26 protein-coding genes and 2 pseudogenes are annotated in these 23,090 nt (G+C 54.3%); 20 read left to right on the top strand and 8 right to left on the bottom strand.

Annotated features, from left to right (window positions below; translation table 11 throughout):
* Positions 1-328: 328 nt before the first annotated feature.
* From HUE57_RS15795 to HUE57_RS19765, 10 genes and pseudogenes are all read left to right on the top strand, one after another.
* On the top strand, positions 329-1,015 hold the full coding sequence (locus HUE57_RS15795; protein ID WP_174673508.1) for a PAS domain-containing protein: 687 nt from the start codon (positions 329-331) through the stop codon (positions 1,013-1,015).
* Complete coding sequence (locus HUE57_RS15790) at positions 922-1,197, top strand: hypothetical protein (RefSeq protein WP_174673507.1); 276 nt, start codon at positions 922-924, stop codon at positions 1,195-1,197. The genes HUE57_RS15795 and HUE57_RS15790 overlap by 94 nt, the downstream gene beginning before the upstream one ends.
* A gap of 84 nt (positions 1,198-1,281) precedes the next feature.
* Positions 1,282-2,184, top strand: a pseudogene (locus HUE57_RS15785) (diguanylate cyclase domain-containing protein); the annotation flags it as partial.
* Positions 2,161-3,015: a putative bifunctional diguanylate cyclase/phosphodiesterase gene (locus tag HUE57_RS15780; RefSeq protein WP_320416298.1), complete on the top strand. Its 855-nt coding sequence runs from the start codon at positions 2,161-2,163 to the stop codon at positions 3,013-3,015. The pseudogene HUE57_RS15785 and the gene HUE57_RS15780, both read left to right, overlap by 24 nt.
* A gap of 103 nt (positions 3,016-3,118) precedes the next feature.
* Positions 3,119-4,075, top strand: coding sequence for a PilZ domain-containing protein (locus tag HUE57_RS15775; RefSeq protein ID WP_174673504.1), 957 nt, complete (start codon positions 3,119-3,121; stop codon positions 4,073-4,075).
* Positions 4,076-4,187: 112 nt separating this feature from the next.
* Complete coding sequence (locus HUE57_RS15770) at positions 4,188-4,559, top strand: hypothetical protein (protein WP_174673503.1); 372 nt, start codon at positions 4,188-4,190, stop codon at positions 4,557-4,559.
* Between the two features lie 32 nt (positions 4,560-4,591).
* The gene (locus HUE57_RS19780; RefSeq protein ID WP_174673502.1) at positions 4,592-5,086 is read left to right on the top strand and encodes a DUF1631 family protein; all 495 of its coding nucleotides are present in this window, start codon (positions 4,592-4,594) and stop codon (positions 5,084-5,086) included.
* Entirely contained in the window at positions 5,083-5,382 is a 300-nt protein-coding gene (locus HUE57_RS19775; RefSeq protein ID WP_174673501.1) for a DUF1631 family protein, read from the top strand. Before HUE57_RS19780 ends, HUE57_RS19775 begins: the two co-directional genes overlap by 4 nt.
* A gap of 116 nt (positions 5,383-5,498) precedes the next feature.
* A pseudogene (locus tag HUE57_RS19770) lies at positions 5,499-6,248 on the top strand (GGDEF domain-containing protein); the annotation flags it as partial.
* Complete coding sequence (locus HUE57_RS19765) at positions 6,225-7,049, top strand: EAL domain-containing protein (protein ID WP_272902045.1); 825 nt, start codon at positions 6,225-6,227, stop codon at positions 7,047-7,049. The pseudogene HUE57_RS19770 and the gene HUE57_RS19765, both read left to right, overlap by 24 nt.
* Before the next feature lie 83 nt (positions 7,050-7,132).
* On the opposite strand, the gene metG is transcribed toward HUE57_RS19765, so the two are convergent.
* Positions 7,133-9,172 (bottom strand): methionine--tRNA ligase, encoded by a 2,040-nt coding sequence (metG, locus tag HUE57_RS15750; protein ID WP_078482760.1) that lies wholly within the window; start codon positions 9,170-9,172, stop codon positions 7,133-7,135.
* Between the two features lie 307 nt (positions 9,173-9,479).
* On the opposite strand from metG, the gene apbC reads away from it, so the two are divergent.
* Both apbC and dcd read left to right on the top strand, forming a co-directional pair.
* Positions 9,480-10,571, top strand: a complete 1,092-nt coding sequence (apbC, locus tag HUE57_RS15745; RefSeq protein ID WP_078482761.1) for an iron-sulfur cluster carrier protein ApbC — start codon at positions 9,480-9,482, stop codon at positions 10,569-10,571.
* A gap of 152 nt (positions 10,572-10,723) precedes the next feature.
* Positions 10,724-11,290: a dCTP deaminase gene (gene dcd, locus HUE57_RS15740; protein ID WP_078482762.1), complete on the top strand. Its 567-nt coding sequence runs from the start codon at positions 10,724-10,726 to the stop codon at positions 11,288-11,290.
* Positions 11,291-11,299: 9 nt separating this feature from the next.
* Here the strand turns inward: dcd and HUE57_RS15735 are convergent, their stop codons facing one another.
* From HUE57_RS15735 to purM, 3 genes are read right to left on the bottom strand one after another with little or no spacing between them, the layout of a single operon-like run.
* Positions 11,300-12,028, bottom strand: coding sequence for a DUF3108 domain-containing protein (locus HUE57_RS15735; RefSeq protein WP_078482763.1), 729 nt, complete (start codon positions 12,026-12,028; stop codon positions 11,300-11,302).
* Between the two features lie 15 nt (positions 12,029-12,043).
* Positions 12,044-12,697 carry a phosphoribosylglycinamide formyltransferase gene (gene purN / locus HUE57_RS15730; RefSeq protein ID WP_078482764.1) on the bottom strand — a complete coding sequence of 218 codons (654 nt, stop codon included), beginning with the start codon at positions 12,695-12,697 and terminating at the stop codon, positions 12,044-12,046.
* Positions 12,698-12,702: 5 nt separating this feature from the next.
* Positions 12,703-13,764 carry a phosphoribosylformylglycinamidine cyclo-ligase gene (gene purM / locus HUE57_RS15725; protein WP_236725627.1) on the bottom strand — a complete coding sequence of 354 codons (1,062 nt, stop codon included), beginning with the start codon at positions 13,762-13,764 and terminating at the stop codon, positions 12,703-12,705.
* A 107-nt stretch (positions 13,765-13,871) separates the two neighbouring features.
* On the opposite strand from purM, the gene HUE57_RS15720 reads away from it, so the two are divergent.
* From HUE57_RS15720 to hda, 3 genes are read left to right on the top strand one after another with little or no spacing between them, the layout of a single operon-like run.
* Positions 13,872-14,999: a DUF2066 domain-containing protein gene (locus tag HUE57_RS15720; RefSeq protein WP_172840132.1), complete on the top strand. Its 1,128-nt coding sequence runs from the start codon at positions 13,872-13,874 to the stop codon at positions 14,997-14,999.
* A 56-nt stretch (positions 15,000-15,055) separates the two neighbouring features.
* Entirely contained in the window at positions 15,056-16,150 is a 1,095-nt protein-coding gene (locus tag HUE57_RS15715; protein WP_078482767.1) for an AI-2E family transporter, read from the top strand.
* 22 nt (positions 16,151-16,172) lie between these two features.
* The gene (gene hda / locus HUE57_RS15710; RefSeq protein ID WP_078482768.1) at positions 16,173-16,862 is read left to right on the top strand and encodes a DnaA regulatory inactivator Hda; all 690 of its coding nucleotides are present in this window, start codon (positions 16,173-16,175) and stop codon (positions 16,860-16,862) included.
* Here hda and HUE57_RS15705 read toward each other — a convergent pair.
* Genes HUE57_RS15705 through arsC form a run of 3 tightly spaced genes read right to left on the bottom strand, consistent with a single transcriptional unit; the run spans position 16,852 to position 18,220 of the window.
* The gene (locus tag HUE57_RS15705; protein ID WP_078482769.1) at positions 16,852-17,253 is read right to left on the bottom strand and encodes a DUF2069 domain-containing protein; all 402 of its coding nucleotides are present in this window, start codon (positions 17,251-17,253) and stop codon (positions 16,852-16,854) included. The genes hda and HUE57_RS15705 overlap by 11 nt on opposite strands.
* Complete coding sequence (gene wrbA, locus HUE57_RS15700) at positions 17,253-17,864, bottom strand: NAD(P)H:quinone oxidoreductase (protein ID WP_078482770.1); 612 nt, start codon at positions 17,862-17,864, stop codon at positions 17,253-17,255. Before wrbA ends, HUE57_RS15705 begins: the two co-directional genes overlap by 1 nt.
* On the bottom strand, positions 17,861-18,220 hold the full coding sequence (gene arsC / locus HUE57_RS15695; protein ID WP_078482771.1) for an arsenate reductase (glutaredoxin): 360 nt from the start codon (positions 18,218-18,220) through the stop codon (positions 17,861-17,863). The genes wrbA and arsC overlap by 4 nt, the downstream gene beginning before the upstream one ends.
* Before the next feature lie 99 nt (positions 18,221-18,319).
* On the opposite strand from arsC, the gene HUE57_RS15690 reads away from it, so the two are divergent.
* From HUE57_RS15690 to HUE57_RS15675, 4 genes are all read left to right on the top strand, one after another.
* Positions 18,320-18,616: a DUF4398 domain-containing protein gene (locus tag HUE57_RS15690; protein WP_236860624.1), complete on the top strand. Its 297-nt coding sequence runs from the start codon at positions 18,320-18,322 to the stop codon at positions 18,614-18,616.
* Between the two features lie 217 nt (positions 18,617-18,833).
* Positions 18,834-19,106 (top strand): LysM peptidoglycan-binding domain-containing protein, encoded by a 273-nt coding sequence (locus HUE57_RS15685; RefSeq protein ID WP_236860623.1) that lies wholly within the window; start codon positions 18,834-18,836, stop codon positions 19,104-19,106.
* Between the two features lie 287 nt (positions 19,107-19,393).
* Positions 19,394-19,852 carry a hypothetical protein gene (locus HUE57_RS15680; RefSeq protein ID WP_174673499.1) on the top strand — a complete coding sequence of 153 codons (459 nt, stop codon included), beginning with the start codon at positions 19,394-19,396 and terminating at the stop codon, positions 19,850-19,852.
* Complete coding sequence (locus HUE57_RS15675) at positions 19,849-20,268, top strand: hypothetical protein (protein WP_174673498.1); 420 nt, start codon at positions 19,849-19,851, stop codon at positions 20,266-20,268. Before HUE57_RS15680 ends, HUE57_RS15675 begins: the two co-directional genes overlap by 4 nt.
* Positions 20,269-20,565: 297 nt before the next feature.
* Here the strand turns inward: HUE57_RS15675 and HUE57_RS15670 are convergent, their stop codons facing one another.
* Entirely contained in the window at positions 20,566-22,398 is a 1,833-nt protein-coding gene (locus HUE57_RS15670; RefSeq protein WP_174673497.1) for a hypothetical protein, read from the bottom strand.
* A 140-nt stretch (positions 22,399-22,538) separates the two neighbouring features.
* Between HUE57_RS15670 and HUE57_RS15665 the strand changes: the two genes are divergently transcribed.
* The gene (locus tag HUE57_RS15665) at positions 22,539-23,087 is read left to right on the top strand and encodes a YqhA family protein (RefSeq protein WP_078482774.1); all 549 of its coding nucleotides are present in this window, start codon (positions 22,539-22,541) and stop codon (positions 23,085-23,087) included.
* The last annotated feature ends 3 nt before the right edge of the window (positions 23,088-23,090 follow it).

Raw genomic sequence — 23,090 nt, 5'->3', positions numbered from 1 at the left:
TGGAACAGTGCCACCCTTGTCTGTTGTGACATGACAGAGTTTTTGTAGGTGGCAGTCAATAATGACATGACATGACATGACAGGTCTTTGAATGTTGAAATGTGTCTAATAGATGGGTTGATTGTTTCAATTAATGTCACAAATATCATCACTGCTCTGACTTGATAGATATCAAAAAAACGCCGTTGTTGTAGGGATATCCTCCTTTTAGTGAATTGTGGTGAATTATTCAATTGTTAAAATGTGTTACAAAATTGTGAGCATTGGTGTGGATGTTGCTTCGTGATTCTTCAATATGTATTTGAAAGCCCTATGTTTTAGTCAAGAAATGCTGTTTAGACCCGTAATTTCACTGAGTAGTAGTCGGATTCTGATTCGCAGTGTTGTGGTCGGTCTGCTGCTCTGTGTGTTCGATATCTGGGTCGATGTCACCCTGCTGGGTGAGGGTGATCTTTCACAGCAACTCTTTGCGCCGGAACCGGTAGAGGTGTGGGTGCGACTACTGCTCTTCTCTCTCTCGGTTGCGGCAGGTCTATTTGTGCAGAGGCTCTACAGGAGTCTCGCGCGTGCCGATATTGAACTCAACTCCCTGCGTAGCGATCTGGAGTGGCGCATCAATGAGCGGACCATCGAGCTGGAAAATGCGATGCGCAAGATTGAGCAGCAGCGCTACCAACGTGAACTACTGCTCAACTCCACGAGTGATGGCATCTACGGCCTTGATCGTGAGGGCAAGACCACTTTCATTAACCAGAGCGGCGCAGCGATGCTCGGTTATCGACCAGATGAACTCATCGGCAAGCACAGCCATACGCAGATGCACCACTCCCATGCAGACGGCCGGGAGTATCCGGAGAAGAGCTGTCGCATGCGAGCTGCGGTCCGGGATGGTGAAACTAAATATGTAAGTGATGAGGTGCTGTGGCGCGAGGATGGCAGCAGTTTTCGCCGGGGAGTCGCTATTTTGCGAAAGTTTGTTTTGGGCATCCAAGCCCAAGCAAACAGCAAAACTTAACGCGACCGTTTATGCCTACGGCGCCCCGACCGTCCTGCGTTCGTTGCGTAATCACCTCTTCGCGGCTCTACACAACTCCCTCAGTGACTCTACGCCGACATAAAGCCGTGCTGCATCTTCTCCGTCGTTCGCTCGCGCTCTCAACTACGAATAGGCAGACGGCGTCGACTATCGGGGACTAACCGCCCTCACTTCGCTCTCCATGGCGGTCAGCGGTTGAGTACACCAGTACGCCAATCTTTGAGAGTAATCAGGTCACCGGAGCAGTGGTTAGTTTCCGTGATATCACAGAACGTAAGCGGGTAGAGGAGGACCTTCGTCTGGCGGCGAGTGCCTTCGAATCACATGAGGCGATCACGATCACCGATCCCAACGGGGTAGTCCTGCGCGTCAATGAGGCCTTTACCAGTATCACCGGTTATACGGCGGAGGAGATCGTTGGCAAACATAGCCGAGTGCTTTCATCGGGTCAGCAGAGTAAGGCCTTCTACAGGAAGATGTGGCAGGTGTTACTAGAGAAGGGGGTCTGGGAAGGCGAGATCGTTAACCGCCGTAAGGATGGTGAGGCCTATCCGGAGTGGCTTGGTATCACGGCGGTGAAGAATGAGGCGGGCGAAACGACTCACTATGTTGGCCATTTTCAGGATATAACCGAGCGCAAACGTGCCGCATCGAAGATTGAGCGTCAGGCCTACTACGATGCGTTGACCGATTTGCCCAACCGCCGTTTCATCTACGATCAACTGCAAAAGGCGCTGTCGCGCTGCAAGCGACATGGTCATACAGGTGCGCTGCTCTTTCTTGATGTTGATCACTTCAAGGTAATCAATGATTCACTCGGACACTAGGTGGGTGATGGCCTGGTTAAGCAGGTGGCAGAGCGGCTGGCGGGTGAGGTGCGAGCCGAAGATACGGCGGCTCGGCTCGGGGGAGATGAGTTTGTCGTGCTGATGACTGAGTTGGCAGAAGATCCTGAGATGGCGTTAATGGAGACACAAATAGTGGTGCAGAAAATTCAGTCCGCTATCGCCCGTCCCTTCCATATTGATGGCAATGAGTTACATGTCAGTATCAGTATCGGTATCACGCTCTTTCCTGAGAACTCCGATGTGGCCGATGATGTACTGAAACAGGCCGATATCGCTATGTATAAAGCCAAGGAGCAGGGGCGCGATACCTTCCAATTCTACCTCCCGAGTATGCAGCTCGCCGCCAGTGAGCGGTTGCAGATGGAGAACGATCTACGCAAGGCGATTCATAACGGTGAGTTGAGTCTTCACTATCAGCCGCAGTTCTCGATAGATGACCGGCTGATGGGAGCTGAGTGCCTGCTGCGCTGGCTGCACCCCGAAGAGGGGATGATCTCGCAGGCCCGGTTTATTCCCGTCGCCGAAGATAGTGGGCTGATTCTCTCTATCGGTGAGTGGGTGATGCGCAGCGCCTGTAAACAGCTGCGGATGTGGGAGCTGGAGGGGCGTGGTGGGGAAATAAACCGTCTGGCGATTAACGTCAGCCCTAAACAGTTCAAGCAACGAGATTTTGTGGTGATGGTCAGTCGCATTATCGAGGAGTCGGGCATCGATCCGAGCCGTGTCGAGCTGGAGTTGACCGAGGGTATGTTGCTGGAAAATGTTGAGGAGACGATCGACAAGATGACACAGCTCAAGTCGATTGGCATCAGCTTCGCGATTGATGACTTTGGTACCGGCTACTCATCGCTCTCCTATCTGAAACGTCTACCGCTCGACAAGCTCAAGATCGATCAGTCGTTTGTTCGCGATATCGAGAAGGGGGATAGCGGGTCGGCCATTGTTGAGACGATTATCTCGATGACTCACCACCTTGGCCTGGAGGTGATTGCGGAGGGTGTTGAAACACGAGGTCAGCTCGATTTTCTAAAACACAGTGGTTGTCACCACTTCCAGGGTTACTATTTCAATCGCCCACTCCCTGTTGATGAGTTTGAGAAGGAACTGAACGAGTCCATCAATCCCGTTTGAGCCATAAATTGATTAAATTTGTATGGTTTGTTCCCTTCTGTCACGCTAGCCGATAATCTAGGCTGCTACGGCATTTGCCGTGCGATATATATGCAGGACGGGCGTGACAAAAAGAGAGAAAAGGGCGCACCAACGTTATTCAGTACTCCTGACAGGTGAGATCGGCTTCGATGTTGATGCACCGGTGGCGTGCAGGATCCGAGATTTCAGTCAGAATGGCCTCTGCGTGGAGGTTGAGGATGCGATCCTCTCCCGCTTCTCGGCGATGGGTACGCCGATATCCGAGGGGCTGGTGGTGCCGATCCATCTGCATCTCGATAGCGCAACAGAGTCGAATACAATTTCTGTCTCTGCCCGCATCGTGCGGATGATGCGGGCACAGATCGGTGTTGCCTATCTCCATGATGAGTCGGCGCTGGTAGAGCAGCTTCGAGATCAAATCGTCTATACACCTGGCGTAGCGTCGAGTGAACCAGAGCCGGGTGGCGAGGTTGTGGACTCGGCGACGATGACACTAAACCGGGAGTCGTCGGTCAGGCAGTTTACGACACTACTGGGTACCTCTTTTGATGCCTTCGCCAGAAAGCTGAGTAACGATCTATTCAGTATCGCAACCAACTGCCACGAGGCGCAGCAGCAGAATGAACTGCTCTTTGCACTGTCTCAATTCGAGGCGGGCCAGGCGAGAATTCGTGAGGAGTTTCTAGCGAAAATCAGTCGCGATCTGCAACGGATCGGCCATGTGGTTGAAGCGCAGGGTGAGACCGACATTCACAGCTTCTCACTTGATGAACTCTCACTGGTTGAGCACGATGAGATGGATGAGCGACTGCTAATCAATAGCATCACTTCCACGATCCAGCGTGTCGGTGGTGAGAGCTCAATCACGCCCGGGAGTCGCTATTTTGCGAAAGTTTGTTTTGGGCATCCAAGCCCAAGCAAACAGCAAAAACTTCACGCGACCGTTTATGCCTGCGGCGCCCCGACCGTCCTGCGTTCGTTGCGTAATCACCTCTTCGCTGCTCTACACAACTCCCTCAGTGACTCTACGCCGACATAAAGCCGCTGCTGCATCTTCTCCGTCGTTCGCTCGCGCTCTCAACTACGAATAGGCAGCGGCGTCGACTATCGGGACTAACCGCCCTCACTTCGCTCTCCATGGCGGTCAGCGCATGATGCGTATGGCTGTTCTGTTTGGTCTGGAGACCGATAGCCAGATCGAGGAGATGGCGCCGCAGCAGGTTGTAGAGGGGCTGATGGATCTGCTCTCATTCATCTACGCCACTATAGATAGCCGCCAGGATGTGATTATTGTGATTGAGACGGCGCTCACCACAGAGTTCTCGCCGCTCTATAAACGTTTTAACAGCTATCTGAAGGAGCAGGGTGTGGTGCCCGATATCCGGGTGCTCTATCAGGTGGTGAACCGAGGGACGAGCGATGAGCAGGATCGACGCAATGTGATTGCCAGCCTTCGGGGCTACTCGATAGCTCCGGCTTACCCAATGAGGGTGGCAGCGAAAGTTACACACTTGATGACCTGATTGCAGAGATCGAAACGGTCAGAGGTCAGGGGGTGGTTGAGCGCATCTCCGAGAGGCTCGGTGGTGATAGCCATTTTCTTGAGCGCCTATCGAGTCACGACCGGCGTGTACTGGAAATGTCGAAGGAACTCTTCTCCAGTCTGCAGCAGAGCGACAATCTATCGAGCAGCGTCAAAAGCTGGCTGACGCGGTTGGAGGCGGCCTATACCAAGACGATGCTGCTCGACGATTCATTTATCGATAATCCACAGCACCCGGCGCGAAAGATGTTGGGGCTGCTCACCGAGCTGGGGCTGAGTGATGAGGAGATGACGGCTGATATTGAAGCGGCGATCGATCCGGTAATTGAAGGCATCATCGCCGGCGAAGGTGAGGGTGTTGAGGTATTTACCAAGGCGATGGAGTCTCTATCGCCGGTGATTCAGGACCGGCAGAGCCGCATTAATCGGAATGTCGAGTCGGTGATCGATAACGCGAGGGTGATCAGATTGTCACCGGTGCCAAGCACTATGTCAGCGAGGAGTTGAAACAGCTGCTGGTGGGCAAGAAGGTGCCGGAGCCGGTCAAACGAATTATTGAGTCGGCCTGGCGGCAGGTATTAACCCTGATCTACATGCGAAAGGGTGAGGGGAGTGAGTGGAACGAGGCGATGGAGTTGACCCGCACGCTCGCCGAAAAATCGGGCCAGAGTGATACCCCCGAGTATGAGCGGTTGGAGATGGTGGAGCGGGCCGAGTCGTTGGTTAGTGAGTACCACTGCAACCATCTCTGTGAGAAGGGTTGTGATAGAGCTGCGCAGTTCGATCGAACTGCGCAGCAATGAGAACGGTGTTTCGCTGCCTGAGCATGCCCTGGTTGAGATCGAGACCGATAGCGAGCTCTTTACCCCAACGCAGCGTGATGAGAGCTCGATCGTGACGATGAACAGATCACCCCTGGCTCGATGAGGCGATCAAACTAAATATCGGTGCCTGGTTCCGCTTTGCACGCGAAGATCAGGCGATAAATGTGCGCCTCTCGTGGATTGGTCAGAACTATGCGCGTTACGTTTTTGTTAACTCACTCGGCATGAAGGCTCTCGATCAGCGTTTCAACGAGCTGGTTAATGCGCTGAAAAACGGTGAGCTGACGCCGATCAATGATAACGATCTCACCTTTGTCGATAACAGTATCGAGCTGATCGTTGAGCGGCTTTATGGTCAGCTCGCCTATCAAGCGAGCCACGATGAGTTAACCGGTCTGGTCAATCGGCGTGAGTTTGAACGACGTCTCGGTCTCGCACTGGACCAGGCAGAGACGGGTGATGTCCGTCATGTGGTGGGCTTTATCAATATTCATCAGCTCGAGACGGTGCGGAAACTGCACGGTTACGGTGCGGGTAACCAGGCGCTCAAGGAGTTGAGTGAGCTACTCGATGGCGTGCTCGGTGATGAGGGTTGCACGCTGTCGCGTATGGGGGTCGATGAGTTCTCGGTGCTCTATGAGGGGCTCTCCGTGGAGGAGGCATATCGAATATCCGGCAAGCAGGTCGATCGGGTTCAGGATTACCGGTTCCACTTTGCTGATACCCCCTACTCGGTCAGCATCAGTATCGGTCTGGTGCCGATCACTGGTGAGAGCAAGTTTGCACCGACGGTGCTCAACGAGGCGGAACTTGCCTGTACGGTGGCAAAAAATGCTGGCCGCAATACGATCAAGCTCTATGAGCAGGATGATGAAAAACTGCAGAGACTCGATAGTGAACTTGACTGGACGATTCGGGTAAATCGCATCCTGGAGGAGGAGCGCATCGAACCCTACATTCAAGAGATCGCCCCGATCTCTGGCCAGGGCAAGATGCACTATGAGGTGTTGATGCGCGTGGTCGACAGAGAGGGCAAGGTTGAACCACCGGCGGAGTTCATCGACGCGGCAGAAAAACACAATTTGATGCATGAAGTCGATCGAAAGATGATCAGCAAGATCTTTAGTTGGATCGATGCCAATCCCGACGCGATGCGTGAGGTCGGCAAGTTATCGATTAATCTCTCGGGACAGTCGCTCGGCAGCGAGCGGCTGCTGGAGTATGTCTTTGAGCAGCTTTCGACCTATAGTGTGCCACGCAAAAAGATCTGCTTTGAGATTACCGAAACGGCGGCGATTGGTAACTTTGAGGACGCCTCCGACTTTATCGATGAGATGCGTAATCTTGGCTGCTCCTTCTCACTGGATGATTTTGGCTCAGGTCTCTCCTCCTACTCCTACTTGAAGAAGTTGCCCGTCGACTATCTGAAGATTGATGGAGTATTGGTTAAGGATATCTGTACCGAACCCAACGACTACGCGATGGTGCGCTCGATCAAGGAGGTTGCACACTTCATGGAGAAGAAGGTGATCGCAGAATATGCGGAGAATGATGCGGTGGTCGAGAAACTGGCCGAGATCGGCGTCGACTATGTGCAGGGTTATGCGATTGCCAGACCGCATCCGATAGCGGACTTGGAGGTTTAAAAAAGGCAGCGGGTAACAGGATAGAGCCTAGATAGAGCAGCGAATCTTGTAGGACTTGCTGTTGCCCGCCTCCTGTTACCCGTTTATTTAACCCGCATTCCCAGCTCAGCGCCCTCATCGGGGGTGAGGATAAACAGGTCCTTGCCGCCAGGGCCTGCTGCCAGCACCATTCCTTCTGAGAGGCCAAAACGCATCTTACGTGGTGCCAGATTGGCGACCATCACCGTCAGCTTTCCTTCCAGATCCTCCGGTGCGTAGGCCGACTTGATGCCGGCAAAGACATTGCGTTGCTCGCCGCCGAGATCGAGGGTCAGCTGTAACAGCTTGTCGGCCTTCTCAACATGTTCTGCCTTGACGATCCTGGCGATGCGCAGATCGATCTTGGCGAAATCATCGTAGTTGATGGTATCGCTGATCGGGGCATCGGCGAGTGGACCGCTGAGCGCTGGAGCTTCGCTTTCGCCGCCTGGAAGATTCTGCTTTGAATCTTCAAGCATGGCGTCGATCTTATCCTTATCAATACGGGTCATCAGCGGTTTGAACTTGTTGATGGCGTGGCCCAGCAGCGGCTCCTTAATGTGATCCCACTGCAGTGGATCGATGTTGAGGAACGCCTCAGAACCGGCAGCCAGCTGTGGTAGGACCGGTTTGAGATAGGTGACCAGCAGACGGTAGAGGTTAATGCCCATGCTGCAGATCTCATGCAGCTTCGCATCACTCCCCTCCTGCTTGGCGATAACCCACGGCTTCTGCTCGTCGATGTACTGATTGGCGAGATCGGCCAGCGACATGATCTGGCGCATCGCGTGGCCAAATTCACGCGCCTCGTAGAGTTCAGCGATTTCACTGCCGGCGCGGCTGCAGGTATTGAAGAGTCCCTCATCGCCGAGTGTTTCGGCCAACTTGCCGTCAAAACGCTTCTTGATGAATCCTGCGCAGCGGCTGGCGATGTTGACCACCTTGCCGACCAGGTCAGAGTTAACGCGTGCCTGGAAGTCCTCCAGGTTGAGATCGATGTCGTCGATACCGCTGCTGAGCTTGGCGGCGAAGTAGTAGCGCAGATACTCCGGCTGCAGATGGTCGAGGTAGCTGCGTGCCATGATGAAGGTGCCGCGAGACTTCGACATCTTCTTGCCATCGACGGTGAGGAAACCGTGGCAGTAGACGGCGTTAGGGGTGCGGAAACCGGCGCCGTGCAGCATCGCCGGCCAGAAGAGGGTGTGGAAGTAGGCGATATCCTTGCCGATGAAGTGGTAGAGCTCGGTTTCACCACCCGGCAGCCAGTAGCTGTCGAAATCGTAGGCACTGTTTTTGCTGCAGAGGTTTTTAAAGCTGGCCATGTAGCCGATCGGTGCGTCGAGCCAGACGTAGAAGTACTTGCCCGGTGCATCGGGGATCTCAAAGCCGAAGTAGGGTGCATCACGGGAGATATCCCAATCCTGCAGGCCCGATTCGAACCACTCCTTGAGTTTGGCCGCCACGCCATCCTGAATATGGCCTGCCTTGTGCCACTCGCGCAGCATCTTCTCGAAATCACCCAGCTTGAAGAAGTGGTGTTCGGAGTCGCGCTCAACCGGGGTGGCACCTGAGATGGCAGAGACGGCATTTTTCAGTTCAGTCGGTGAGTAGGTCGCGCCACAGACCTCGCAGGAGTCACCGTACTGGTCTTCGGCGCCGCACTTGGGGCAATCACCTTTAATGAAGCGATCGGGAAGGAACATCTCCTTTTCGGGGTCGTAGGCCTGGGTGATGGTGCGGGTGGCGATGTGGCCACCGTCGCGCAGGCGCGTGTAGATGGTGCTGGCGCAGTCGCGGTTCTCCTTGGAGTGGGTCGAGTGGTAGTTATCGAAGCCGATACCAAACTCTGCAAAGTCGGCCTGATGTTCGCCACTGATACGCTCGATCAGCGCCTCGGGAGTGATCCCCTCGTTTTGTGCCCGCAGCATAATCGGTGTGCCGTGGGCGTCATCGGCGCAGACGTAGGTGCAGTTGTGACCACGCAGTTTCTGAAAACGAACCCAGATATCGGTCTGGATATACTCCACCAGATGACCGAGATGGATCGGTCCATTGGCGTATGGAAGAGCGCTGGTGACCAGGATTTTGCGTGTGTTTTCAGACATATCGATACGGTGACTTGAATAGCGGCTAAACGGGCCGCATATAGTAGCATGCGGGAATTCCAAGCACTGATATTTTCTCTTGCCACCGCTTCGGTTACTGACCGAAAGCTGGGTTTAGGTGGGGCGATATCGTTGGATTGTAGTGAAACGTGCAGTAAACACTCAGGGAAAGGCCATTTTGGTGGTGATTTTCCAGAGTAACTGCATGGAAGACGCTCTAACCGATTTTGTGTAGAATCCCCAGCCAATTTAGTCGGAAATAGCTGATGGCACTGGTGCCGGGCACGAATTATGGGAGTTTTTTTCAATGGCTGACGTGAGCAAAGAGCAGGTTGAGTCTGCACTGAAGGCGTATATCGATCCCAACTCAGATCGGGATCTGGTTACCTCGAAGAGCATCAAGAGTATTGCGGTTGATGGTGGCAAGGTGATTGTTGATGTTCAGCTTGGCTATCCCGCCGATAGCTTCAAGGCAGAGCTGACCGGCAAGCTGCAGGATCTGGTTAGCGGTATCGAGGGTGTATCCGAGGCCAGCGTCACCGTCGAGTGCAAGATTGTGGAGCACTCGGTACAGAAGGGTGTGAAGACGATCAAGGGTGTGAAGAATATCATCGCCGTTGCTTCGGGTAAGGGCGGTGTGGGTAAGTCGACCGTCTCTGCCAACCTGGCGCTGGCCCTCGCTGCCGAGGGTGCCAAGGTCGGTGTCCTTGATGCCGATATCTACGGTCCCAGCCAGACCCGTATGCTCGGTGTTGAGGGGCGTCCCGATTCACCTGATGGCAAGACCCTTGAGCCGATGAAAAACTACGGCATCGAGTCGATGTCGATCGGTAACCTGATTGATGAAGAGACCCCGATGATCTGGCGTGGACCCATGGTCACCCAGGCACTCGAGCAGCTGCTCAATGATACCAACTGGAGCGATCTCGACTACCTGATCATCGACCTGCCACCCGGCACCGGTGATACCCAGCTGACTCTGGCGCAGAAGGTGCCGGTTAGCGGTGCAGTTATCGTCACCACTCCGCAGGACATCGCCCTACTCGATGCGCGTAAGGGTCTGAAGATGTTCCAGAAGGTTGAGGTTCCTGTGCTCGGCATAGTCGAGAATATGAGCATGCACATCTGCAGCAGCTGTGGTCACGAGGAGCATATCTTCGGTCGAGGTGGTGGCGAGAAGATGGCCGACCAGTACGATGTCGACTTCCTTGGCTCACTGCCACTCGACATCTCGATTCGCGAGAACGCCGATAACGGTAAGCCAACCGTGGTTGCCGATCCTGAGGGTCGCATCAGCGAGATCTACATGCAGATCGCACGTCGCACGGCTGCGCGTCTGGCGATTCAGGCGAAGAACTACGAGGCGAAGTTCCCGCAGATCGTTATCGCCAACGACTAGGCAGAAGTGACCGCTTTGTAGCGGAACGCTAAATGCCACTATAATGCCGGCTGTTTTGACTAACAGCCGGTATTTTTATGTCCAGGGATGGACGGTATGTCGCGGGTGCAGGGATGCACAAGAGCGACAATGTCACAGTTGAGAGGAATAGGATGAGTATCAAAGCCGACAAGTGGATCCGACGCATGGCCGAGAGTGAGGGGATGATCGAACCCTTCGAGCCGGGGCAGGTGCGCGAGGTCAATGGTGAGCGGATCGTCTCATACGGCACCTCGAGTTACGGCTACGATGTGCGCTGCGCCGATGAGTTCAAGATCTTCACCAACATCAACTCGGCGGTGGTCGATCCGAAGGCGTTTGATGAGAACAGTTTTGTCGATGTGAAGTCCGATGTCTGCATCATCCCGCCCAACTCCTTTGCGCTGGCGCGCACGGTGGAGTTTTTCCGCATTCCACGTAGCGTGCTGACGGTCTGCCTTGGTAAATCGACCTACGCCCGCTGTGGCATTATCGTTAACGTCACCCCGCTGGAACCGGAGTGGGAAGGTCACGTGACGCTGGAGTTCTCAAACACCACGCCACTGCCGGCGAAGATCTACGCCAACGAGGGTGTGGCACAGATGCTCTTCTTCGAGTCGGATGAGATCTGTGAAACCTCTTACGGTGATCGTGGTGGAAAGTATCAGGGGCAGACAGGCGTTACCCTACCCAAGGCGTAACAGTCAGGTTTAACTGCCGCTCTTGCTGTCTGGGAGCGGTAGTCCCTTCAACTTTTTGATCAGCAGGTTCATTCCCTTCTTCTTCTGCTCGACCCGCACCGGAATATAGTTCAGTTCAGGCGCAAACCACATGGTGGTGCCGCGTTTGTCGTTCTCGCGTTTGACCCGCAGGGTGTGGAATTTTCCGAGTGGTGTCTTGATGACCTCTTCGCCTTGATAGAGGAAGCTGAAGGTCTTCGGCGTGCCGCCATCGGCGACGCGGTACTCAAAGCGCCCCCGCTCTCCAGCCATCAGTGCCAGCTGTAGGGCCATCTGCACACTCATCTTGTCCTGCATGCCCGCCTCCAGTTCCATGCTCCAGGGGGCGCTGTTGACGCGGGTAGTGACTCGTTCGGCATCGTAATCGAAGCTGACGTGGATCATCTTCTCATCATCGATCCCGGTATGTTCGTAACGATAGAAACTGGGTGTGACGTGGCTATCGCTCACGCTCCAGGTGGTCTGCTCAAGAATCTCATCACTGCGGAACCAGGAGACGACACTAACGGGTGTCGAGCGGGATTCGTAGGTGTAATTCCCCGTACTGTTCTGCTTGAGTTTGAAACGTCCCTCGGCGATTGCCAGGCCGCTCTTGTTGAGAATGTAGTCTGCGGAGTAGGGGATCAGCTGTGGCTCGGCAGAGGCCGTGCCGAGTGTGATGATCAATAATAGCGTTATCAGAAATCGAGATAGTTGCATGGTAAGAGCTATCAACTACGCCTCAAGCTGTGCGGGTTTTTCTAGCGGTTGATTGTCCAGCACTACGGTGTGATCCCTCATCTCCAGTCGTCCCTCTGCAAACCAGCGAATCGCCAGCGGGTAGATCTTATGTTCCTGTTCGAGCACCCGTGCGGCGAGAAGTTCCTCGCTGTCATCGGCCAGCACCGGCACCTGCGCCTGCAGGATCAGTGGACCACCATCGAGTTCATCGGTGACGAAGTGGACCGTGGCACCGTGGTGCGAGGCGGCAGCTTCGATGGCGCGGCGGTGGGTGTGCAGACCACGAAACTCGGGCAGCAGCGAGGGGTGGATATTGATCAGTCGCCCCTGATAGTGGCGTACAAACTCCGGGGTGAGGATGCGCATGAAGCCCGCCAGCACCACCAGCTGTGGCTGGTGGCTGTCGATCAGTTCAATCAGTGCCGTATCGAACGCCTCGCGACCCTCGTAGTGCGTGTGGTCGAGCACAGCGGTAGGGATGGCTGCCTGCTGCGCGCGCTCAAGCCCATAGGCGTCGCTGCGATTGCTGATCACAGCACGAATCTCGACCGGCAGATCGTTGTTGGCTGCGTCGATGATCGCCTGCAGATTGCTGCCGCCGCCAGAGATTAGAACGACGATCGGTAGCCGTTTTGCGGACTCCTGCAAAGCGACTACTCCTCGATGGTGACCTGTTCGCCATCCGTACCGGCTTCGATGGTGCCGATGATCGAGGCCTGCTCTCCAGCTGCTGAAAGCAGCTCCAGGCTCTTGTCTGCATCTGCTGCCGCTACACAGACCACCATACCGATACCGCAGTTGAAGGTGCGGTACATCTCCTCCTTGATCACGCCACCCTTCTCCTGCAGCCAGTTGAAGATGGCCGGACGCTGCCAGCTGTTGGCATCAATCTTCGCTGAGGTCCCCTCCGGCATTACGCGTGGCAGGTTCTCGGTCAGGCCACCGCCGGTGATGTGGGCAAGTGCGTGTACATCGACCTGTTCGAAGAGTGACAGCAGTGACTTGATATAGAGCTTGGTCGGTTCGAGCAGTGCCGCGCCGATGGTGCTCTCCTCGAAGGGCTGATCGAGCGGTGTCTCGCTGACCTCAAGGATCTTGCGAATTAGCGAGTAGCCGTTGGAGTGGGGGCCGGAGGAGGCGATGCCGATCAGCTTGTCACCCGCAGCGACCTTGCTGCCGTCGATGATGCGACTCTTCTCCACCACACCGACACAAAAGCCAGCCAGGTCGTAGTCACCCTCCTGGTACATACCGGGCATCTCGGCCGTCTCACCGCCGGTGAGCGCGGCACCAGAGAGTTCACAGCCACGACCGATACCGGCAACTACCTCAGCGGCGGTGTCGATGTCGAGCTTGCCGGTGGCGTAGTAGTCGAGGAAGAAAAGTGGTTCAGCGCCCTGTACGATCAAGTCGTTGGCGCACATCGCCACCAGATCGATACCGATGGTGTCGTGTTTACCCATCTCCATCGCCAGCTTCAGCTTGGTGCCGACGCCATCGGTTCCCGAGACCAATACCGGCTCTTTGTAGCGATCGAGCGGCAGCTCGAAAAGTGCACCGAAGCCGCCCAGGCCACCGAGGATGCCGGGACGCTGTGTTTTCGCCGCAATCGGCTTGATGCGATCGATCAGTCGGTTGCCCGCCTCGATATCGACGCCCGCGTCCTGATAGCTGAGTGAAGTACCTTTATTCGCGGCTGGGTCGTTGCTGTTCACATTGGGCTCCGGAGTGTTTCGTTTCTTTGCAATTGCGTAATTTGCTATTGTAACCGCAACTGCGCTGTGATGGCGCATTCAATAGCGCTAAAAAGGGTGGAATTCGATTGAAAAGCGTTGAAAAGCTGCTGCTGGGGGCGATCCTGTCGTTTCTCTTTGTGACGAACCTCGCTGCGGTAGAGGTCTCTGGTCTCAATGAGACTGAGGTGATCGTGGCCGATCAGTCGGCAGGCGAGCGTAACCGTGCGCTGGTTGATGCCTTTGCCGAGGTGCTGGTCAAGATCTCGGGTGTGGATGCGATTGCCGAGAGTCCTGAGGTGGCTGCCGAGTTAAGAGGTGCGTCGCGCTATCTGCAGCAGTACCGCTATCGCAGCGATAAGGTTGCCGCAGAGGATGAGACGCAGAGCGCGATTGAGGTGTTGAAAATGCACGTCAGCTTCGACCAGAAAGCGGTTGAGCGGCTTCTGGAGCGCATCGGCCGACCCGTGTGGGGCAAGAATCGTCCACAGGCCATTGTCTGGCTTGCGGTTGAGGAGCAGGGAAGTCGCTACCTGCTCGATAGTCAGAGCGAATCATCCTGGCGCGCGTTGTTGCAGGAGGCCGCTGCTGAGCGTGGATTGCCACTGATACTGCCTGCAATGGACGTTGAGGATCAGGCCAAGGTGCACCTGATGGATGTCTGGGCCAACGCCAGTGAGGAGCTGATCCTCGCCTCGCAGCGCTACCGTGCAGATGCCATTCTGGTGGCCCGCATCTACCCGACCAGTGCCGGTAGCTGGGCATCACGCTGGACCCTCTACGCCAATCCCAAAGAGGAGTTCATGGGACAGAGCTGGAATGCCCCGTTGGCGCAGACCGACATTGTGCTCGGTCGTGGCGTACATGCGGCAGCCGATATGCTCGCGGCGCGCTTTTCAGTGGATGGTTCGATTGAGTTCAATGAGCAGATTGCGATCAGCGTGCTCGGTATTAATGATTTGAAACAGTACGCCAAGGTCTCCGCGTATCTCACCTCTCTCGATCCGATTGAGTCGGTAACGGCGGAGCGAGTTGGTGGTAACAGTGTCATTTTCAAGGCGGTGGCCAAGGGCGGTGAGGATGCGCTACGTCGGGCTATCGCACTCGGCAAGGTGTTGCATGAACGCAGCTACGAGTCGATGTCGCTCGAGGCCGATATCGAGGCCGAAGAGGCGGGGCTGAGCCAGGTCTCACGCCTCTACTATCGTCTGCCGTAGTTACCTATCTACTCAATGGTTGAATAATGTCTCAGGAAAGCACAGGGAGTAAGCGCATGAGTGATTCACAGCGCTGGATGGTGATTGGTGGAGTGGCTGGTGCGGGGTGGTTACTCTATCTGCTGGGGCCAGTCCTGGTCCCCTTTATGGCGGGTGGGCTGCTCGCCTATCTTGGCGATCCCCTTGTTGATCGACTGGAGGCTAAGCGTCTCTCGCGTACCGTTTCGGTCACGATCGTCTTTGCTGCCATCCTCTCGGTATTGATGATTGTGCTGTTTCTACTGGTACCGATTCTCGGTAAACAGTTGGGGATTCTGATCGGTAACCTGCCGGGCTACTTCGAAATGCTACAGGGCAAAATGCTGCCGTGGCTGCAGCAGCTAGGTATCGAGATCGAAGCGATCGATCCGCAGCTAATCTTCAACGCCATTCGCCAGCACTGGGGCGAGGGCAGTGATGTCATCGGCCAGCTGATTGCTGGCGCTTCGCAATCGGGTATGGCGTTGTTGGCACTGGCCGCCAACCTGCTGCTGATTCCGGTGGTGACCTTCTATCTTCTGCGGGACTGGGACATCCTGGTCGCTCACATCCACGAGATGTTACCGCGTCGTATCGAACCACGCGTCACGCTGCTGACACTGGAGTCGGATGAGGTGCTGGGTGCGTTCCTGCGCGGACAGATGTTGGTGATGCTGGCGCTGGCAACCATCTACACGCTCGGTCTCTGGATGGTGGGGCTGGAGCTGGCGCTACTGATTGGTGTGCTGGCGGGATTGGTCAGTTTCGTTCCCTATCTAGGTCTGATCGTCGGCGTGGTCGTGGCTGGTGTTGCTGCGTTGATGCAGTTTCAGGATGTGTTACCGATTGTGCTGGTCTTTGTGCCCTTTATTGTTGGGCAGCTGCTCGAAGGCATGGTGTTGACACCGAAGCTGGTGGGAGATCGTATCGGCCTCCACCCAGTGGCGGTGATCTTTGCGGTGCTGGCGGGTGGTCAGCTGTTTGGTTTCCTCGGTGTACTGTTGGCGCTGCCAGTGGCTGCGGTGATTATGGTGATGGTTCGCCATCTACATCAGGAGTATCTCGACAGCGCGCTCTACGATGAGGGGAGTGTGGCGGTTGAACTGGAAGGTGTCGACCAACACGACGCCTGATTGAATGGTGAGATAACGCCCTATGATGCAGCTCCCCCTTGGCATCGCACTGCGCGAAGCCGCCACTTTTGAAAACTACTTCACCACCGATAACGATCAGGCGCTCAACGCCATTCGTACAGCGCTTTCTGTTGGTGAGTCGGCAGTGATCTATCTCTGGGGTGGCGGTGAGGTTGGTAAGTCGCATCTGCTGCAGGCTGCCTGTCATCTGGCTGCGGAGTCTGGGATGAGCTCGACCTACCTGCCACTCGGTGAGGCGGAGAGCTGGCCGCCCGAGATGATCGAGGGGTTTGAGTCGCTTGAGCTGGTCTGTCTTGACGATGTGGGGCAGGTGGCAGGGCGAGCCGATTGGGAAGAGGCACTGTTCCACCTCTTTAATCGTCTGCAGGAAGCGGGCGGTATTCTGCTAGTAAGTGCAGATGTGGCACCGGCCTCTCTGTCGGTAAAGCTCAATGATTTGAAGAGTCGTCTTGCCTGGGGGCTTACCTTTCAGCTGCAACCACTCGACGATGAGCAGAAGCAGCAGGCACTAAAAACGCTGGCACAGCGGCGAGGTCTGGAACTACCCGATGAGTCGGCAACCTATCTGTTACGCCATGCGCCGCGAGGGCAGGGGCTGCTCTTCTCGCTGCTGGACCGGCTTGATGAGGCGTCGATGATCGAGCAGCGACGCCTGACCATCCCCTTCATCAAGTCGGTACTCAATCCTTAGTCTCTTCCTCTAGTGCTGCGGCACGGTCCGCTCGTGCTTTTAAGCGTACGTAGAGGATCGCGCCGACAAACAGCATCACACTAAAGATAATCTCGATAATGCCGAGTAGTCGCTCCGGTGTCTGCGTTACTTCATAGGGCTTGGTGACTGCTTCCATAATGCCGAGTGCGAGGTAGAGCAGTGAGAGCATGCTGCTCCAGGCGTAGGTGTAGCTACGGCCGTGTAGCAGGCCGCGTAGTGGAAAGAGTAGGGGTACCACCAGCACGATCAGTACCAGGCTGATCGGAAAGTGTTTCGAGGGGGCGATCCAGATATTCCACAGCAGCAGTAGAAAGATTAGACCGAAGTAGCCGGTCAGTGCCGTGGCCTGTGCAAGTTTGACGCGCTGCATCAGCTGTTGCCGCTTCGTTTGCTATTCATCGCAACCGCACACTCGGCAAGGCGCTTGCCCTGTGCCCGACAGAGCCGTTTCTCTTCATCGCTGAGTGGTAGCTGACTATCACTGCCTGCAAGGTGGCTGGCGCCATAGGGAGTGCCGCCAGTTGTGGTGGTGAGCAGGTCACTCTCGCTATAAGGGAGGCCCATAACCAACATGCCGTGATGCATCAGCGGCAGCATCATGCTTAGCAGAGTGCTCTCCTGGCCGCCGTGCAGGCTGGAACTGGAGGTAAAGACGGTGGCGGGTTTGTCGATCATCTCGCCAGCCAGCCAGAGATTGCTGGTTGAGTCGATGAAGTACTTCATTGGTGCCGCCATGTTACCAAAGCGGGTTGGACTACCCACAGCCAAACCGATGCACTCGCGCATATCGTCAGCGGAGACATAGGGCGCACCGCTCTCGGGGATATCGTCCTCAACGGCCTCGCAGACGGTGGAGACGGCGGGGACGGTACGAATCCTCGCCTCGACACCACTGATCTCCTCGATGCCACGACCAATCTGTTGAGCCATCTCAGCGGTAGCGCCGTGGCGGCTGTAATAGAGCACCAGGACTTCACTCATTTGACGATCTCCAATACCTTCTCCGGTGGGCGGCCAATCGCGGCCCTGCCGTTGCTGATCACAATCGGGCGCTCAATCAGTTTGGGTGTGTTGACCATTGCCTCAATCAGCTGCTCACGACTTAGCTCTGGGTTGTCGAGCCCGTTCTCCTGGTACTCCGCCTCCTTGTTACGCATCAGCTCGCGTGGTTCAAGCCCAAGCATCTCGAGAATCTCAGTTAGCTCCACGACAGTAGGTGGGGTTGTTAGATACTCAACAATCTGTGGCTCAACGCCCTGCTGCTCAAGCAACTGCAGGGTCTGGCGTGATTTGGAGCAGCGGGGGTTGTGGTAGAGCTTGATGGTGTTGTTGGTCATGTTCTCAATCTCGGTTATCGGTTGTTGATGCCCTTTTGCGGTGCGTGGTAGGCTCTCCAGATAGCATAACTAGCTGGTTTTTAGGGAGTCCTACCGCAAGTGAGTCGCAATATAACAAAAAGAGTGCGTCTGTTTCTCATTACCCTACTGGTCGTGGTGGCAGGCTGTGCCGCCGTGCCGGCACAGGAGATGTCCGATGCCCGTCAGGCCTTGCGTGCAGCGCAGGATAGCGGTGCCATGGAGTCAGCCCCCGCCATGATGGCAAAAGCCGAACGGCTGATGCAGAAGGCGGAGAGGAGTCTTGAAGCGGGAGAGTATCGCGCCGCAAGAAAGAATGCCGAAGAGGCACGTTCACTGGCAATTGAAGCGCGCCAGATGACAGTAAGAGGTAAGTAGTCAGCAATAGCTTGCCTGCGATTGACCGACTGTTAAACCTTCTCGGTTCAATAATAATGGTTTGAATTGGGGAGTCAGATGCGGGTTTTCCACAGAACAAAAATGTTAGCCGCACTGGCACTGGTTGGCACCGTTGTGGGCTGTGCCGGTTCTCCGATCAAACCGCCTCGGGCGTGGTTATACCGTTACAGATAGTGGTGCTGAGTAATATCGTGTTATGAACGGTGACAATCTCTGGGATATCGCCGCCAAGCAGCAGATCTACAGCAACGCCTACCACTGGCCGCTGGTCTACAAAGAGAATCAGCGCCTGATCGAAGATGCTGACCTCATCTACCCTGGTCAGCAATTCACCATCAACCGCAATCATAGTGGCGCTGAAATCGACAATGCGGCCAGCCACGCAGTGACACGAGGCCCTGGTCCTTGGGCGACGTTGAGGCGTGTGATCGCCGCTATTTGGCTCAGTAGAATCAGCAATAACATCTAGACATAACATCGAGCAGGATTATTATTCGGTGGACTAATTTTGTGTGAGTGGCCAGCAAGGCTCCGCACCATAGGGAAGCAGGAGCACAGGGATGAAATGGCTATCGGTTTTAACTCTTCTTATTACCTTCTTGAGTAGTTGCGGGAGCGGAAGCTCCGGTGACGCTGCGGTAGACCCTGTCGATCTTGTTGTTGAAGATCCGGAGGCGATTACAGTGGTGATTGAACCAGCAAGGTCTCGCCATTAAATGCTGCAGATTTTGTGGAAGGGTTCTAAGTGGCGGTGCGGTGGCTGAGCAAACAGCAACTGCTGTTCAAACGACGGATGGTCGAGAGTTCGGACTGTTTTGGATGTTGGATCTATTTGGACGAACTTCCTTCGTAGCGAGGATTGATCAAATGGACCATTCGAGATGGTTTGGACCCTCGAGTGATGTGCAATCAGCTAAGTTTCAACTGTTAGGCACTATCTGCGCATTACCTCCCTGTGATGGTGGAAATCAGCTAGATGTAATTGAACCATGTTTCGTATATGCCCCTGGATCGGATGATCTATCACAGATTCTTATTGAAGATCCTGGTGTGAATATCATTGCGCCAAGTAAAGCGCAGGGAGCAGCAGTTCTGGGTGATGATTCAATGTGTGATTCTGACGTTGACGAACCTGAAAATAACGAATCTTTGGTGCCGATATGGCCTATCGAGGAAGAGGTTGATGGGGTTGGGTATCTATCTGGCGATTTTTGAGCGCGTTCGTTGGATTGTATTCGGAAGGTAGTCTTGATGTGGATGGACTAGATTCTGAAGAGTACGGTTTCACGCTTACATTCACAGCTTCTAATCTGAATGGAGATAGAACGATAAGTATTGAAAGCCTAGATGTGTTTATTGTATTTGATGTGAATATGGATATCAGAGCCACTATGTCAGGAAAGATAGATGACAGTAATCACGGTTTTGTTGAATGTGTGACGACGGCTTCATTTAAACTATTGGAATCAGAAAGTTTTCCATATGTTGGAACGTTACGATGTGATGGGAAAGGAGAAACGTGGGTGGAATTGTCTGTGATCGACTCAGTTCAATATCAGATAAGAGCAGATACCGATGGTGATGGTATTGCGGACTATGGACCAGTGATTAAATACTGGTCTGAGTTTTAATCATCTATACGTTTCTGGTTTAATCGAGATTGATCCCATAGGCCACTTTTCTGTTGTCCTTTCTGGTGGTTTTAATAATATTGTTTGTCTTAGTGGGGATGGGTACTTCATTCTGATTATAAATGGTTGCAAGTGGTTGTATGTGGTTTACCTAGGAAAAATAGACTTGAACGCATTCGAGGTGGACTTCCTTCGTTTCCGTGGGATTGAGGGAAGTCCATCAGTTTTGGGGTCTAATTAGTTGGTGTACACAAACCAATCGATCGCTGACCGCCATGGAGAGCGAAGTGAGGGCGGTTAGTCCCGATAGTCGACGCCGTCTGCATATTCGTAGTTGAGAGCGCGAGCGGACGACGAAGAAGATGCAGCAGCGGCTTTATGTCGGCGTAGAGTCACTGAGGGAGTTGTGTAGAGCCGCGAAGAGGTGATTACGCAACGTACGCAGAACGTCGGGCGCCGCAGGCATAAACGGTCGCGTGAAGTTTTTGCTGTTTGCTTGGGCTTGGATGCCCAAAACAAACTTTCGCAAAAATAGCGGCTCCCCAATGATGTTGTCTCAACCAGCTGTCCACAATTGATCGTTTTGCTACTTCCGTTCTCCACTAACTGAAATTCACGTTCCGACAGGTGGAATCCCTTGGCGCAGACGATGCACTGCTGTATGCCACTCTTGGTCCGGAGTTCAAAGGTGATGGCTGGGCGCCACTCCATCTCCAGCTGGCTGCCAACCTGTGCCTTTATTTGGACTGCCTGCGGTTTTTTGCTCAGGTACTGGATGCCGAACTTGTTTTCGTTCTGATTGGCGTCGTAAATCAACCAACGACTAATGGCGATGATCCACTCGTCACTCTCTTTATCGTTGCTATGAATGGCGAGCAGTTGGCCGGTGGTGAGATTGCAGTTGCTTGCTGCATTGGCAGCGAGTGAGAGCCCGCCGAGGCTTCGGTTGATGAGGCGCCACTGATTAAGCGCATGGTCCTGGGTTCCGTTTTTTAGTCGATCACCCAGCTGAGAGGTGATCTCAATCTGATCGTTGTGCTGCTCTTGGTTTTCACTCTTAGGGTGGTCGGTCGCCAGATGGTGGTGAACGGCATCAAGGCCACACAATACCTGCGCTCTCCCAACCTCTTCAACGCGTGGCATCTTGCGGGATTGTTTACTGGTCCACCCCTTTTGTAGCCGAATCAAGAGTTGAATCTTGTCGTTGATGGGGAGTTCTGTGGGTAGTGGGAAATTTGCCGGTACATTTCCTTTTTGTGCCAATTCACGTTCTTGATTCACACGTGCGACCAATGTGCGTGTGTCGATCAGTTGAGGTGCGTCGAGTAGTAGTTGCTCATCAGTGAGCGGTTGTGGCATCAGGTCGCTGTTGAGGTCGACAACAAAGAATCCAAGATTATTGTTTGTCTCACCAAAAGGGGTGATCTTGCAGCTCTCCTCAAGGTTGTTGAGGTAGTTAAAGAGTAGCCAGGTCTGTCCATCGGGCAGGCGATAGGGGTCGACCAGGCTGAGTAGGATGATCTGTTTGAAGAGGCGTTGGATGGTCGTGACGGTATTGAAGCGGTCGTTTTGATCGCTGATCGTTTGATCATGAATTTTCGCCTCTTCAGCATATGCGTAGATCTGGTAAATTTCGCGCCAAACATTGTTCGGGCCTGGTGTGTAGTCGATAAAGGATTGGAGCAGTGTCATGCCCAGGTACTTCATGGCGCGCTGCAGGGAAGGGTGGAGAATCTTGTGTCGGCCGAGTTTGATTGAGCTGCCGAGACTCTGCTTGATAACCAGCTTGTAGCCGAAGGCGATCTCGGTGCTGAGTTTGTGCAGGGCGCTGCCGATCTGACGATTGCGTTTGTTTATTGGCAGGGTGCCGCGATCGGGGCGTGGCTGCAGATAGGCGTCGAGCAGGACTGCAAAGGGCTGTTGCACCATCTCCAGCATCTCGAAGCGGTGGGCCGTTGAGATCTGCTGGCGGTTGTGGGTGGAAACACCCTTGATTAACTTCTCTAATGCGTTGGCCGGGGTGGCGTAGGGAAGATAGTCGAGCCAATCCTTGAAGGCCTTCGGTTTTGTCACTATCGATTGATCGATGCGTTTGCTAGGCGCTGGGGTGGTGAGGCGGAGCGTTCTCATCTTGTTAGTGGTTTCCCTGCGTGAACCGCTGCACCTTGCTGCTGGTGAATATTCAGACAGAATAACTTGCCAATACTATTTGTAAAGTGGGGAAAGCTGCGTGTATCGTGCGCGACAGATAATTATATGGATTAGTAGTGATGTTGAAACGGCTTGAAAAGTGGTTCGAAGGTGCGTTGTGGAATAGCCGGTTGGTAGTGCTTTCGGCAGTGATCACGAGTCTACTGACCGCCTTTGCTGTCTTCTATATGGCAACCATCGATGCAGTCGTGATGATTTCTCACCTTGGTGACTACGCTTCATTCTCGCTCTCAATCGAAGCGCGTAACGAGCTGCGGAGTACCACAGTGACCCATGTGGTGGAGATTATTGATGGTTATCTACTGGCGACAGTATTGCTGATCTTTGCGTTGGGTCTCTATGAACTCTTTATTAGCAAAATCGATCAGGCGGAAGGTTCTGAAAACTCATCCAATATCCTGCTGATCCACAGTCTTGATGACCTGAAGGCGCGATTGGCAAAGGTGATCCTGATGATTCTGGTAGTGAAATTCTTTGAGCACGCCATTGGAATGCCCTTCAAGACACCGATCGATCTACTCTATCTGGCGGGTGGTATCGCCCTGATCGGGTTGGCGCTCTATCTCTCTCACGCGGGTGATAAACACTCGCGTGCTGCAGAGAAGTAGACC

The organism is Candidatus Reidiella endopervernicosa, assembly GCF_013343005.1.
In the GTDB taxonomy this organism is placed as follows: domain Bacteria; phylum Pseudomonadota; class Gammaproteobacteria.
The sequence above is the reverse complement of the archived record's forward strand: the minus strand, read 5'-3'. Positions and strand labels throughout refer to the sequence as shown.

Bases quoted from the DNA above. Each gene is read 5' to 3' on its own strand.
- HUE57_RS15795 (WP_174673508.1), top strand. From the start codon at position 329: ATGCTGTTTAGACCCGTAATTTCACTGAGTAGTAGTCGGATTCTGATT.
- HUE57_RS15780 (WP_320416298.1), top strand. From the start codon at position 2,161: ATGTATAAAGCCAAGGAGCAGGGGCGCGATACCTTCCAATTCTACCTC.
- HUE57_RS15770 (WP_174673503.1), top strand. From the start codon at position 4,188: ATGATGCGTATGGCTGTTCTGTTTGGTCTGGAGACCGATAGCCAGATC.
- metG (WP_078482760.1), bottom strand. From the start codon at position 9,172: ATGTCTGAAAACACACGCAAAATCCTGGTCACCAGCGCTCTTCCATAC.
- apbC (WP_078482761.1), top strand. From the start codon at position 9,480: ATGGCTGACGTGAGCAAAGAGCAGGTTGAGTCTGCACTGAAGGCGTAT.
- dcd (WP_078482762.1), top strand. From the start codon at position 10,724: ATGAGTATCAAAGCCGACAAGTGGATCCGACGCATGGCCGAGAGTGAG.
- HUE57_RS15735 (WP_078482763.1), bottom strand. From the start codon at position 12,028: ATGCAACTATCTCGATTTCTGATAACGCTATTATTGATCATCACACTC.
- HUE57_RS15715 (WP_078482767.1), top strand. From the start codon at position 15,056: ATGAGTGATTCACAGCGCTGGATGGTGATTGGTGGAGTGGCTGGTGCG.
- hda (WP_078482768.1), top strand. From the start codon at position 16,173: ATGATGCAGCTCCCCCTTGGCATCGCACTGCGCGAAGCCGCCACTTTT.
- HUE57_RS15705 (WP_078482769.1), bottom strand. From the start codon at position 17,253: ATGCAGCGCGTCAAACTTGCACAGGCCACGGCACTGACCGGCTACTTC.
- wrbA (WP_078482770.1), bottom strand. From the start codon at position 17,864: ATGAGTGAAGTCCTGGTGCTCTATTACAGCCGCCACGGCGCTACCGCT.
- arsC (WP_078482771.1), bottom strand. From the start codon at position 18,220: ATGACCAACAACACCATCAAGCTCTACCACAACCCCCGCTGCTCCAAA.
- HUE57_RS15685 (WP_236860623.1), top strand. From the start codon at position 18,834: ATGAACGGTGACAATCTCTGGGATATCGCCGCCAAGCAGCAGATCTAC.
- HUE57_RS15670 (WP_174673497.1), bottom strand. From the start codon at position 22,398: ATGAGAACGCTCCGCCTCACCACCCCAGCGCCTAGCAAACGCATCGAT.
- HUE57_RS15665 (WP_078482774.1), top strand. From the start codon at position 22,539: ATGTTGAAACGGCTTGAAAAGTGGTTCGAAGGTGCGTTGTGGAATAGC.